Annotated in this window: 7 protein-coding genes and 2 riboswitches; of the genes, 3 read left to right on the forward strand and 4 right to left on the reverse strand. The window is 62.0% G+C overall.

Features of this window, described 5'->3' with window-relative positions; all coding sequences use genetic code 11:
• Window positions 1-29 precede the first annotated feature (29 nt).
• The 3 genes from ISP18_RS20910 to ISP18_RS20920 form a co-directional block, all read right to left on the reverse strand.
• On the reverse strand, window positions 30-2,201 hold the full coding sequence (locus ISP18_RS20910; protein ID WP_380006992.1) for an alpha-glucuronidase family glycosyl hydrolase: 2,172 nt from the start codon (window positions 2,199-2,201) through the stop codon (window positions 30-32).
• Window positions 2,198-3,295 carry a DNA polymerase IV gene (gene dinB / locus ISP18_RS20915; RefSeq protein ID WP_380006995.1) on the reverse strand — a complete coding sequence of 366 codons (1,098 nt, stop codon included), beginning with the start codon at window positions 3,293-3,295 and terminating at the stop codon, window positions 2,198-2,200. Before dinB ends, ISP18_RS20910 begins: the two co-directional genes overlap by 4 nt.
• A 125-nt stretch (window positions 3,296-3,420) precedes the next feature.
• Window positions 3,421-4,326, reverse strand: a complete 906-nt coding sequence (locus ISP18_RS20920) for an ATP-grasp domain-containing protein (protein WP_380006998.1) — start codon at window positions 4,324-4,326, stop codon at window positions 3,421-3,423.
• Window positions 4,327-4,344: 18 nt separating this feature from the next.
• Window positions 4,345-4,424, reverse strand: a riboswitch (S-adenosyl-L-homocysteine riboswitch).
• Window positions 4,425-4,587: 163 nt separating this feature from the next.
• On the opposite strand from ISP18_RS20920, the gene ISP18_RS20925 reads away from it, so the two are divergent.
• Both ISP18_RS20925 and ISP18_RS20930 read left to right on the forward strand, forming a co-directional pair.
• Window positions 4,588-5,928: an APC family permease gene (locus ISP18_RS20925; protein WP_380007001.1), complete on the forward strand. Its 1,341-nt coding sequence runs from the start codon at window positions 4,588-4,590 to the stop codon at window positions 5,926-5,928.
• A gap of 66 nt (window positions 5,929-5,994) precedes the next feature.
• A complete protein-coding gene (locus ISP18_RS20930) occupies window positions 5,995-8,133 on the forward strand; it encodes a beta-galactosidase (RefSeq protein ID WP_380007004.1) in 2,139 nt (712 codons plus the stop codon).
• A 96-nt stretch (window positions 8,134-8,229) separates the two neighbouring features.
• On the opposite strand, the gene ahcY is transcribed toward ISP18_RS20930, so the two are convergent.
• Complete coding sequence (gene ahcY, locus ISP18_RS20935; protein WP_380007007.1) at window positions 8,230-9,663, reverse strand: adenosylhomocysteinase; 1,434 nt, start codon at window positions 9,661-9,663, stop codon at window positions 8,230-8,232.
• A gap of 62 nt (window positions 9,664-9,725) precedes the next feature.
• Window positions 9,726-9,809, reverse strand: a riboswitch (S-adenosyl-L-homocysteine riboswitch).
• Between the two features lie 99 nt (window positions 9,810-9,908).
• On the opposite strand from ahcY, the gene ppc reads away from it, so the two are divergent.
• A complete protein-coding gene (gene ppc, locus ISP18_RS20940) occupies window positions 9,909-12,653 on the forward strand; it encodes a phosphoenolpyruvate carboxylase (RefSeq protein ID WP_380007010.1) in 2,745 nt (914 codons plus the stop codon).
• Window positions 12,654-12,675: the final 22 nt, after the last annotated feature.

Genomic DNA, 12,675 nt, shown 5'->3' on the forward strand with positions numbered 1-12,675 from the left:
TTTGGTCCGGTGATTGAAGAACAACCTTCTTACCAGGATGAAAATCCCGGCACATACGGAAACGATAGCGATTGGTAGTATTGCAGCGAATGTTGTGGTGGTACGTAGCCGGGCGGTAGCGGGAGGCCGGAGATGCTCTGGAAATAGGCGATGCAAGCGTCCCGCCACCACTGCGCTTCCTTTTCCTGGATGGCGAGGAACGTGGCAACTTGGTTGTAACGCTCCTTGTCGATATAGCCGTCCAGATGCCGCCAGGTTTCAAGCATCCGCTTCACGTCGTCCGCGCCCCGCGTGTAGTGCGCCACCAGTTCGTACCACAGCGTGTTTCCAGAACGCATGCGGTAATCCCAGGGTACGTGATGGAAATAAAGCAGAAACTGCTCGGGAGTTTGCTTTACGTCATTAAATTGCACTGCAAGAAGTGGCGCGTACTGGTCAACCGCATCGCTGCCGGCGCGGCTTCGATCGAAGCCGATGCCTTGGTGATCGGCGCGGTGGTAATAGACAGGTCGCCAATCGGCGCGTGATTCGCTGGCATCCCACGGTGCAGGGCCATAGTGATGACCTGGGCCCATTAGGTGCAGCAGCCCAAGCGGTGTCATGTAATCGACCGCGGCCTCACGCGAACCCATCATCATGTCGACCACGGGTTTGACGAAGGCTTCGTTGTTGGTGAAGGTCATGCGCACCCATTCCTCGGCGATGGCGCGTGACGACAGTGAAGGATTCCAGGCGAGCCGGCCGAACACATACCAATTGGCCTGATTGAAATCCGACCCGCACCAGTTGCGATCGGTGCCGATGTTCGCCACGCCGGCCATGCCGGTGAGCGTGTGGTCGTCCAGCGAGCCGTCGATCACCTTGGCCACCGTGGAACCTTTGCCGTGCGCCATCGTGTCGGCGGACAGTACTTCTTCGTATAGCGGCCCAAGATAGACCAGGTGTGTCGCGAAGCCGAGATATTCCTTGGTGATCTCGAACTCCATCATCAGCGGCGTCTTCGGCATGGCGCCGAAGAGTGGATGGAACGGTTCCCGCGGCTGGAAATCGACCGGGCCGTTCTTCACCTGCACCAGCACGTTCGCACGGAAGCGGCCATCGAGCGGCTTGAACTCGGTATAAGCCTGCTTGGCACGATCGTCCGGATTCGCCTGCGAATAAACAAAGGCGCGCCACATCACCACGCCGCCGTGCGGCGCGAGCGCATCGGCAAGCATGTTGGCGCCCTCGGCATGCGTGCGGTGGTAATCCTCGGGACCCGGCTGGCCTTCCGAATTGGCTTTGACCAGGAAGCCGCCGAAATCCGGAATGCGTTTGTAGATCTCATCCGCTTTCGCTCGCCACCACGCTTGTACTTGCGGATCGAGCAGATCGGCCGTCTTCAATCCACCGATTTCGACCGGCGCGCTGAAGCGGATGCTGAGGTACACGCGAATACCATAGGGACGAAACACATCCGCCAGCGCAGCGACTTTTTGCAGATACTCAGGTGTAAGAATCGTGGCGCCCGCGTTGACGTTGTTGAGCACCGTGCCGTTGATGCCGATCGAGGCGTTGGCGCGCGCATAGTCGGTGTAGCGCGGTGCACGCCAGTCCGGCAGCTTCCACCAATCCCAGATCGAGGTGCCCGCATAGCCGCGCTCGACCTGGCCGTTGAGATAGTCCCAGTGATTGAGCAGGCGCAGTTTCACGTGCGGCGATTCACGCAGATCGAGATGATCGAGGGGTTGGCCAGTCTGCAGCAAACGCAGAAAGTGGAACGCGCCATACATCGCGCCGATGTCTTCACGGCCAGCTATGACCGTCGCAGTGTGACCATTCACGACGACGTTGCGGATCAGATAGCCTTCGTTGCCCAAGTCTTGCGTGTTCAGCGAAAGATGCTCGATTAGCGCCGACGACTTGGGCGTGCCGACGATGATCGCGCCGTCGCGAGTGACAGTATCCGACAGTGGCATTTCATGACCGAGCAACCCAGCCAAGCCACGCTGCAATTCGCCGCGGGTAACGGCCTGGGTTGGCGTGCCGGAGCCAGCGACGAGCTGAGAAAGATGACCGCGATAAAGCCCTGCCTGCTCGGGGGCGAGCAAGCGATAGCGTAGCCACAGGTCGTAGCCATCTTCGGCATGCACCGGCGTCGTATTCAGCATCATGGCCAGCATCAGCACGAGCGCTATGAGGCATCGCAAGAATGTGTTCATGTCTTCAATAGGTCGTCGAACAAATCGCTTTGTGCCACGAAACTGTCCTGATCCACGAAACCGGAGAGCCCTACGCCGACCAGTCGATAACGGCTGGAGGCGGAACGTTCGACACGCTCACGCAATGCACAGGCGACGTCGGCCAGTTCGGTCGCCGAGCGTAGCCGCACGGAAGGCGTAAGACTGCGAGTGAGCGTGTGAAAGTCGGATGTTTTGAGTTTCAACACAATGGTACGTGCCATGCGTCCGCGCTCTATTTCGCGCAGGTGCGCATACCACGTTTTTTCCGCGAGACGGCGGATATGCGGCTCGAGTTCGTCGAGTGTGAGATCGTGCTCGAAGGTGTCTTCGGACGACACCTGCATGGTCAGCTGATTCGGCTGTACCGGGTGGTCGTCGATACCCAGCGCAAGCTCATGCAGGCGACGACCCCAGCGGCCAAAGCGCTCTTCAAGTTCGGCCACCGGCAGCGTGCGCAAATCGCCGACTGTCTTGATGCCGAGCGCTTCCAGCTTTGCATCCATCACTTTGCCAACGCCGGGCAGGCGGCCTACCGGCAGTGGCGCGAGAAAGGCGAGTACCTGATGCGGGCGTATCACGAACAGGCCGTCGGGTTTGTTCCAATCAGAGGCTATTTTTGCGAGGAATTTGCTTGGCGCCACGCCTGCCGACGCGGTGAGTTGCGTTTCCTCGCGAATCGCTGTGCGAATGGCTTCGGCCGTGGCGGTAGCGGAGGGCAGGCCGGTCTTGGTGACGGTGACGTCGAGGTAGGCCTCATCCAGCGACAGCGGTTCGATCAGGTCGGTATGGCGCGCGAAGATCTCGCGTACCTTCCGCGATACGGCCTTGTAGCGCACGAAGTCCGGTGGCACGAAAATCGCCTGCGGGCAAAGCCGCTCGGCGCGCACCGCCGGCATGGCCGAGCGCACGCCGAACTTGCGCGCCTCGTAGCTGGCCGCGCACACCACCGAACGTGCGCCGCGCCAAGCCACCACGACCGGCTTGCCGCGCAACGTTGGATCGTCACGCTGCTCCACCGATGCGTAGAACGCATCCATGTCGACATGAAGAATCTTGCGTGGCGCGTTGGGCACGGTAAGGGCAGGATGGGCGACAGTGCGATTCTAGGTGAGATTTTTGCAGCGTGCCTCGTAGGTTGGGTGAGCGAACGCGAACCCCAACATCGCCATGCATGGGGATGTTGGGGTTTGCCTTTGGCTCAGCCCAGCCTGCGTTGCCCGTTGGCACGGCGTTGCAGTCTCTCCACCAGATGCTGCGCGAACCGTTCGGCCGCATCCGGTCGCTCCGTGAGGAACAGCGACGGCTCGATCACTTCCAACTCCATCACCAGGAATTGCCCGTTCACCACTACGCCGTCGACACGGGCATAGGCCAGTTCGCGATGACCCAGTGCAGCAGTAGCTGCCAGCGTTTTGCTCGCGGCTTGCACGATGGTGTCATCGGGCGCAGCCGGTGCGATGCTGCCGCCGTGCTGTTCCTGCACGCGATAGTCGCCTGCCGTGGGACGCTTGAGCACGGCGTGACTGTACATGTCGTCGAAATACATCAGCGACCACTCGCCGTTGCTGGCGATCTCCGGCACGAACGGCTGCACGAGATAGTCCAGTTCCTTCGGCAGCCGCGCGCAAGCCTGGTCGAAATCCGCCGTACCGCCTTTTCCGCGCACGGTATGCCACGCACCGCCGCTGACAGTTGGCTTCACGACTACGTCGCGATCGGACATCGAAGACAGTGCTTCCTGCAGATTCCCGCCTTGAGCCACCTGTGTCGGAATCACAGGTACACCCTGACGTTCGAGTTCGAGCAGGTAGCGCTTGTCGCTGTTCCAGCGCAGCGTGCGCGTATCGTTGATGGTGGTGACGCTAAGCCGTTCGAGCATATCGAGCCAGGCGAGGAACGCCGCGTAATGCTCGAAGTAATCCCAGATGGTGCGAATCAGCACGGCGTCGAAAGCCGTCCAGTCCATTTGCGGATCGTTCCAGACGCACACGGTGCATGCGACGCCGAGCCGTTCCAGCGTGGCGGCGAGGTGGATATCGTCTGCGTGGATACCGGGAAACTGCCGGGACGAAGCGATGGCGAGACGAAAATGGGACGTAGGCATATGAACACCTCCAAATGATTGGGGTGGGCGCCCTTGAACATTGGGGTGGTCGGCATCCGAGCGTGGCGGACCGATGTCCGTCGCAGCACCCCTCGGGGCCGATGCGCCAGGGTTGCGGTCATGGCGCGTGATGCGCGGAGTATCGGAGGACCGATTCGGGCGTGTCAATGTGACCGGAGGCATGTCTGGGTGTGGGGGTGACGCGCCATAGGGCAAAGGTCACCGGACATGCGGCATCGACTCGGGTTAATGTCGGCACTTATGACCGACGACACCTCCTCATCCTCATCCTACCTGCGCCGCCTCGGCATGTGGAGCGGCGCCGCCATCGTGGTCGGTGGCGTGATCGGCAGCGGCATCTTCCGCACGCCCGCCACGGTGGCCGAGCGCACCGCGTCCGGATTGCCACTGCTTGCGCTGTGGGTGCTGGGCGGCCTGCTCACGTTGGCCGGCGTGCTGTGCTACGCCGAGCTCGGTGCGCGGCGGCCACAAGCGGGCGGCATCTATCTTTATCTGCGCGAAGCGTTCGGTTCGTTACCGGCGTTTTTGTTCGGCTGGACCATGGCGCTGATCAATTACCCGGGGAGCGTGGCAGCGGTGGCCACCACGTTTGCTGACTATGCCTGCCGGGCCGTGAGCTTGCCGGCCATGTGGGTGAAACCCGTGGCTGTAGGCGCGATCTTCTTCATTGTCGGCGTCAACCTGTTCGGCGTTCGCGCCGGATCGTGGCTGGTGAACATGTTTACGCTGCTGAAGCTGGCAGCGATAGCCATGCTGCTGGTGGTGGGCTTGGTGCTGGCGCACGGACATTTTGGCGGCGTGCTTGCGGTAGATGCCGCGCATCAGGTGTCCGGTAGCGCATGGATCGGCGCGGTGCTGCCGGTGCTGTTTACCTACGGCGGCTTTCACTATTTGAACGACATGGCGGGCGAGGTGCGCGATCCACAGCGCACTTTGCCGCGCGCGCTCACATTGGGCCTGGTCGGTGTGGTGGTGTGCTACGTGCTGGCGAACATTGCTTACCTCGTCGGCCTGGGGCATGCGGGGCTGGCTGCGAGCAAGGCGCCCGCAGCCGATTTGATGAGCAATATCTTCGGGCCGCATGGCGCGACGATCATGGCCATCGGCATCGCGTGCTCCACCTTCGGCTATTGCAGCATCGCCATTGCCGGTGGTGCGCGCGTGCTGCAAACGATGGGCGCGGACGGCATGTTCTTTCGCTCTGTAGGACAGATCGAACCGCGCTGGCGTGCGCCGCAGGTGGCGCTGGGTGTGTTGGGTTTATGGGCCATCGTGCTGATCATTACCGGCACGTTCGATCAATTGGTCAACTACACCACGGTGGGCGAGTGGCTGGGCCATGCGTTCGGCATCGCCACTTTGTTCTGGTATCGGCGCCGATTTGGTGCGGAGAGTTCACCGTATCGCGTACCGCTTTATCCCGTGCTGCCATTCGTATTCGTGTGCACGGTGCTTGGCGTGATCGCTGCTACGGTGATCGACACGCCCGGTGACGCTGGCATGAGCCTGGTGATCATCGCTTGCGGCGTGCCGGTGTATGCGCTGTGGCGCGCGTGGCATCGGCGTCGGGCGACCGGCTAGCTGCGTGCACGCCTGGTCGATCCGCTGCTGTGCATACTCGGCGGGTCAAACGCTGGTGAGCTGCCGATGAAATACGTTGCACTATTTGCCGTGCTGCTGCTGAGCTTGTCGTCGCTGGATGGTGCTGCGACCGAAGTAGCCGATCTTGCGGCGACGTCCGCGGACGCGCAGATCCGGCTGCAGCAAGTGCAACGTATCGGCCAGGTCGAGCACGATGCGCATAGCACGCCCTTGGGCCGCTACGCGTTTCAGCCTGGGAATCAGCCGCAGATCGTCATTGCGCCTACGAACGGTGTATGGAACGGGTCAGGGCAGGGCGTCTTGCAGGTCCAAGTGCAGAATGCCATGCCGTGGGCGCTGACGTTGGTCATCGATATCGATAGCGGCAACGCCGGGCAGCGTCTGCATGCCGTGGCGGGATTGCCGGCCGGTCCGGCGCAGACACTGGTGGTTCCGCTGCGTGCCACGTCACCGCGCGCGTTCGGCATGCAAGCAGGGCCGCCGATGCCGTTCGATGATCGTGGTCACGCCGTCTTCGTGGCGACCACGGTGGAAGGCGCAATCGATGCGACGCAGGTGCATGCGGTTCGTCTGAGCATGCCTGCACCGCAAGCCACGCAGCAGCTTTTGCTCGGCAAGGTGGATATCACCGCCGACGACACGGCATTGCAAGATGCTTATCGCGGCATCGTCGATCAGTGGGGCCAGTACACGCGTGGCCACTGGCCGGAGAAGGTCGACAGTGATGCCGCGTTGCGCAGTGCGCACGCACAGGAAAGCCGACTGCTGCAAGCACAACTCAGCGAGCGCAGAGGGCTGGATGCATATGGTGGTCGTCAGGACATCACGCTGACGCGCACTGGCTGGTTCCACACCGAGAAGGCGAATGGCCGCTGGTGGTTGGTAACGCCAGAAGGACATGCGTTTTTCTCGCTAGGTGTGAATGCGGTGACATCCCATGACACGCGCACCTATGTGCAAGGGCGTGAATTCATGTTTGTCGATCTGCCGCCGGATCAGCTGCCATGGAGCACTTTCTATGGTTCTAGCGACAGCCGCGACGCCGAGCGTGGTGCAAGTGCCGGCATCGGTGGGAATCACGGACGATGGTTCGATTTTTACGCGGCAAATCTTTATCGCGTCGATGGCGCCGAGTGGCTGAGTGCCTGGCGCAAGCGCACGCTAGGCCGGATGCAGGCGTGGGGCTTCAACACCCTCGGCAACTGGAGCGACGATGCGCTGGGTAAGCTGCATCGCGTGGCCTACACCTTGCCGATCTACATCGACGGTGACTTCGGCAATGTATCCAGCGGTTTCGATTACTGGGGACGCATGCCCGATCCGTTCGATCCGCGTTTTGCGCAAGCGGTGGAGCGCGCCGTTACGAATGCGACGGCATCGTCGCGCGATGATCCTTGGCTGCTGGGCTACTTCGCCGATAACGAACTGGCCTGGGCGGGACAAGGCCCGCAAGGACGATGGGGTCTGGCGATGGGCACGCTGCATGGCGAAGCGCGCAGCGCTGCGAAGCAGGCATTCATCGCCGTGCTCCAGAAGAAATACGGCACTGCTGCGAAGTTGGCGGATGCCTGGGGCATTGCGCTGGCCGATTGGTCGGCCTTGAACGCCACGAATTTCCCCGCGCCCGAACCGAACGAGGCGCATCCCGCCATCGCCGAGGATTACAGCGCGTGGCTACGCCGTTATGCCGATCAGTATTTCACCCTGGTTGCCGCCGCGATCCATCGCCACGATCCGCATCATCTGTTTCTTGGCGGTCGCTTCGCAGTGAACACGCCGGAAGCGGTGGCGTCATGTGCGAAGTATTGCGACGTGATCAGCTTCAACGTGTACGCGGATTTGCCGCAGCATGGTGTTGATCTTGATGCTGCGCACAAGCTCGATAAGCCGGTGCTGATCACCGAGTTCCATTTTGGATCGGACGATCGCGGGCCGTTCGGCAAAGGCGTGGTGTCCGTGTGGAACGAAGCGCAGCGTGGCGAGGCTTATGCGCGCTTTGTGCAGGCGGCGGCGAACGATCCGGCGATCGTGGGCACGCATTGGTTCGAGTACGTCGACCAACCTGTGACGGGGAGATTGCTCGATGGTGAGAACAGCCATATCGGGCTGGTTGGCATCACCGACATTTCGTTCGGCGGTTTTGTGGATGCCGTGCGCAAGGCGAACCTTGGTGTGGATCACTAGCGTAGGTTGGGGTGAGCGTATGCGAACCCCAACACTATGGTTCATCCGACGAAGTTGGGGTTCGGCTTCGCCTCACCCCAACCTACGACAGCTACATCAATAACGATAATGATCCGGCTTGTACGGCCCTTCCACCGGCACGCCGATGTATGCCGCCTGTTCCGGCGTCAGCTTGGTGAGCTTCACGCCGATTTGCTCAAGGTGCAGGCGTGCCACTTCCTCGTCCAGCTTCTTGGGCAGGCGATAGACCGTCTTCTGATACGTGTCCTTGTTCGCCCACAGGTCGAGCTGGGCCAGCGTCTGGTTGCTGAAGCTATTGGACATCACGAAAGCCGGGTGTCCGTGCGCGCAACCGAGGTTCACCAGGCGGCCTTCGGCCAGCATGTAGATGCTGTGATTGCTCTTGGCGAAGGTGTAACGATCCACCTGCGGCTTGATGTTTTCGCGCGTGACATCTTTGGCCGCATTCAGGCGATCCATCTGGATCTCGTTGTCAAAGTGGCCGATGTTGCACACCAGGGCGTTGTTCTTCATCGCCGCCATGTGTTCCAGCGTGATGATGTCCTTGTTGCCGGTGGTGGTGACGTAGATGTCGCCGATGCCGAGGGTGTCTTCGATGGTGGTGACCTGAAAGCCTTCCATCGCGGCCTGCAGGGCGTTGATCGGATCGATCTCGGTAACGATCACGCGTGCGCCGAAGCCCTTGAGCGAGTGCGCGCAGCCCTTGCCCACATCGCCGTAACCGCACACCACGGCCACCTTGCCGGCCACCATCAGATCGGTTGCGCGCTTGATGCCGTCGGCCAGCGATTCGCGGCAGCCGTACAGGTTGTCGAACTTGCTCTTGGTGACCGAGTCGTTGACGTTGATGGCCGGCACCAGCAGCTTGCCCGCTTCCATCATTTGATACAGGCGATGCACGCCGGTGGTGGTCTCTTCCGAAACACCCTTCCAGTCGGCGGCCACGCGCTTCCAGAAGCCGGGACGTTCCTTGTGCACGCGCTTGAGCAGATCCTTGATCACTTGCTCTTCATGGTTGCCGCTGGGTGTGTTGACCCAGTTATCGCCGTCTTCCAGCTCCACGCCCTTGTGGATTAGCAGCGTCGCATCGCCACCGTCGTCGACGATCAGCTCGGGGCCCTTCATGCCCGGATGGGTGAGCATGTCGAGCGTACATTCCCAGTATTCCTCCAGCGTCTCGCCCTTCCAGGCGAACACGGGGATGCCGGCGGCGGCCACGGCGGCGGCGCAGTCGTCCTGGGTGGAGAAGATGTTGCACGAAGCCCAACGCACCGAGGCGCCCAGTGCGCTCAGCGTTTCGATGAGCACAGCGGTTTCCTTGGTCATGTGCAGCGAGCCGGACAAGCGCACACCTTTCAGCGGCTTGGCGACGGCGTAGCGGGCGCGGATGGCCATCAGGCCGGGCATTTCTTCCTCGGCCATGCGGATGCGGCGGCGGCCGAGATCGGCCAGCGAGATATCGCGGACCTTGTAGTCGTGAGTAGCGGAATCGTTGGTAACAGCATTCATGGAGGGCGTCTCCGAGGGTCTCATGGGAAAATCCGGCAGGGCCGGATCGACGCGAGGCATTCGCGTCATGAGCGCCGTTCAGTTCAAAGCATCCACCGAGCCTGGCCGTATCACTTGCCCATACGGTCGCAGCGCCCCTCGGCGAAGACCCCCATTCTAGCCTCAGACCCTTCCTTATGACGACTTGGAACGCTGCATTGCCGCATAAATTGGTTAGGCTAGGGAACTCATTCATTGGAGGCCTCATGGAAGCCAGTCGCGACCCGGAATTCCTGCCCCACGACGGCCCGCTGCGCGAAGACGTGCACCGGCTGGGGGCAATGGTGGGCCGCATGCTGGCCGAGCAAGGGGGCGAGAGCTTTTTCCAGCGCGTGGAGCAGGTGCGCACCGCCTCCATCCGCCGCCGCCGCGAGGATCGTGCGGCGGACGATCTAGCCGAGTCGCTGGCCGGGTTGGATGCCGGGGAGGCGGAGGCGCTGGCCCGTGCATTCGCCACCTATTTCCAGGCGGTGAACACGGCCGAGCGCGTGCATCGCATCCGCCGTCGCCGCGACTACCAGCGCGAAGGCAGCGCACCGCAGCCGGAGTCGCTGCTGAACGTGCTGCAGCAGCTGAAGGATCAGGACGTCAGCGCCGACGAACTGCTGCAGTGGCTGTACAAGCTGAAAGTGGAACCGGTGTTCACCGCGCATCCCACCGAGGCGATACGCCGATCCCTGCTCGAAAAGGAACAGGCGATCGTGCGCGCGCTGGTTGACAACTTCGATCCCACACGCACGCCGCAGGAACGCAAGGAAGATGACGACCGCATCTTCATGGCGCTGTCTTCCGGTTGGCAGACGGCCGAAGCCTCGCCGGTCCGCCCGAGCGTGCAGGACGAACATCATCACGTCGGCTTCTATCTCGCCAATCCCATTTATCGCATCGTGCCTGCGTTCTACGAAGTGCTCGCCGATGCCTTGCAGACGGTGTACGGCGTAGCCGTGCCCTTGCCGCGCCTGTTGAGTTTCGCGACGTGGGTGGGCGGCGACATGGACGGCAATCCCAATGTGGGTGCTGACACCATCGCCAACAGCCTGGCGACGCAGCGTGCGCATGTGTTGGAGCATTACATTGCCGATATCGACGTGCTGGCGCGCTTGCTTAGTCAGACGGTCGATCGCGTGGCATTCGACGCATCACTGCTCAAGCGTCTGGCCGATTACCGCGAGCAGTTTCCGCGTGCCGCCGCCACGATCCGCCCGCGCCACGCGGACATGCCGTACCGTTGCCTGCTCACCCTGATTCGCGCGCGGCTCGAAGCAACCCTGGAAGATGGGCACGCCGAGGGCTATCACTCCGCCGAAGAACTGATCGACGACCTGCTGTTGATCGTACACGGATTGATCGATCATCGCGGCCTCAACGCGGGCGCGTATGCCGTACGTCGCTTGATCTGGCGCGTGCGCACGTTCGGTTTCCACATGGCGCGCCTGGACGTGCGGCAGGATTCCCGCGTGCACGATGACGCGCTGGCCGCCTTGCTGCGCGATGAAACCTGGACGCAACGCGCGCCGGCCGAACGTATCGCGGCGTTACGACCTTACGCCAGCGGCGAGCAGTCACTGCAGAACGTCGACGACGCCCAGGCCGAATCCCTGCGCGCGGTATTCGCCACTTTGCACGCGTCCCGTGGCCGTTACGGCGAGGATGCCATCGGCTTATACATCATCAGCATGGCGCGCTCCGCCGCCGACGTGCTGGCGGTGCTTGCTCTAGCGCGATACGGTGGCTTCACCGCTCCCTCTTCCCAACGTGGAGAGGAGCCAACCTCGCGCGATGTTGGCACCGTGCCACTCGATATCGCCCCCTTGTTCGAAACCGTCGACGACCTGAAGAACGCACCCAACACATTACGAGCGCTGCTGGACGACTCGATCTATCGCACCCATCTTCGCGCACGCGGCGATTGCCAATGGGTGATGCTGGGCTACTCCGATAGCGGCAAGGACGGGGGTACGCTGGCCTCGCGCTGGGGATTGCAGCGCGCGCAAGTCGAATTGCTCGACGTGGCAGAACAGGCCGGTATCCGCCTTGCGTTCTTCCACGGCCGCGGCGGCTCGGCCAGCCGTGGCGGCGCGCGCATCACGCCAGCGCTGATGTCCTCGCCGCGCGGTTCGATCAACGGCATTCTGCGCGTTACCGAACAGGGTGAAGTAATTCATCGCAAGTACGGCATCCGCGCGCTGGCGCTGCGCAATCTCGAACAAACCGTGGGCGCCGTGCTGCGCGCTAGCGTGCGGCCGCGCGAAGAGGAAGCGCGCGAAGCAACGTGGCGCGAGATCACCACCGCGATGGCCGCTGAAAGCCGGCGCGCGTATCGCGCCTTCGTCGACCGCGAAGGCTTCGTCGACTACTTCCGCGCTGCCACGCCGATCGACGTGATCGAACAGATGGCGCTCGGCTCGCGCCCTTCACGCCGGCGCAGCATGCGCGGTGTGGAAGATCTACGCGCGATTCCATGGGTCTTCGCGTGGACGCAGTGCCGTTCCATCATCACCGGCTGGTACGGGCTGGGCACTGCGCTCGAAGATGCGGCCGGAAAGCACGGCGAAGAAGCCTTGCGCGAAATGGCGCGCGACTGGCCGTTCTTTCTCAACGCACTCGACGACGTGGAAATGGTGCTGGCCAAATGCGATCTCGATATCGCCGAGGCGTTTTCTAAGCTAGCCGGACCTTTGCATGACACATTCTTCGGCATGATTCGCGAAGAATTCGAGCGCACGCGCCACTGGCTGCTGAAGCTGAAAAGTAGCGAAGAGCTGCTGCGTGATGATCCGCGTCTGTCGCTGTCGATCCGCCTGCGCAATCCTTACGTCGATCCGATGAGCCTGTTGCAGGTCGATCTGCTGCAGCGCTGGCGCGCTTCGGATCGCAGCGATGATCGCTTGTTGCGCGCGCTTGTGGCGTGCGTGAATGGCGTGGCGCAAGGTCTGCAGAACACTGGGTAATTCCATTGCCGTCATTCCCGCT

This window comes from Dyella humi (genome assembly GCF_044904605.1).
GTDB lineage: Bacteria > Pseudomonadota > Gammaproteobacteria > Xanthomonadales > Rhodanobacteraceae > Dyella_B > Dyella_B humi.

What these genes read in the sequence shown, in the direction of transcription:
- ISP18_RS20910 (WP_380006992.1), bottom strand. Translation starts at nt 2,201, where the DNA reads ATGAACACATTCTTGCGATGCCTCATAGCGCTCGTGCTGATGCTGGCC.
- ISP18_RS20920 (WP_380006998.1), bottom strand. Translation starts at nt 4,326, where the DNA reads ATGCCTACGTCCCATTTTCGTCTCGCCATCGCTTCGTCCCGGCAGTTT.
- ISP18_RS20925 (WP_380007001.1), top strand. Translation starts at nt 4,588, where the DNA reads ATGACCGACGACACCTCCTCATCCTCATCCTACCTGCGCCGCCTCGGC.
- ISP18_RS20930 (WP_380007004.1), top strand. Translation starts at nt 5,995, where the DNA reads ATGAAATACGTTGCACTATTTGCCGTGCTGCTGCTGAGCTTGTCGTCG.
- ahcY (WP_380007007.1), bottom strand. Translation starts at nt 9,663, where the DNA reads ATGAATGCTGTTACCAACGATTCCGCTACTCACGACTACAAGGTCCGC.
- ppc (WP_380007010.1), top strand. Translation starts at nt 9,909, where the DNA reads ATGGAAGCCAGTCGCGACCCGGAATTCCTGCCCCACGACGGCCCGCTG.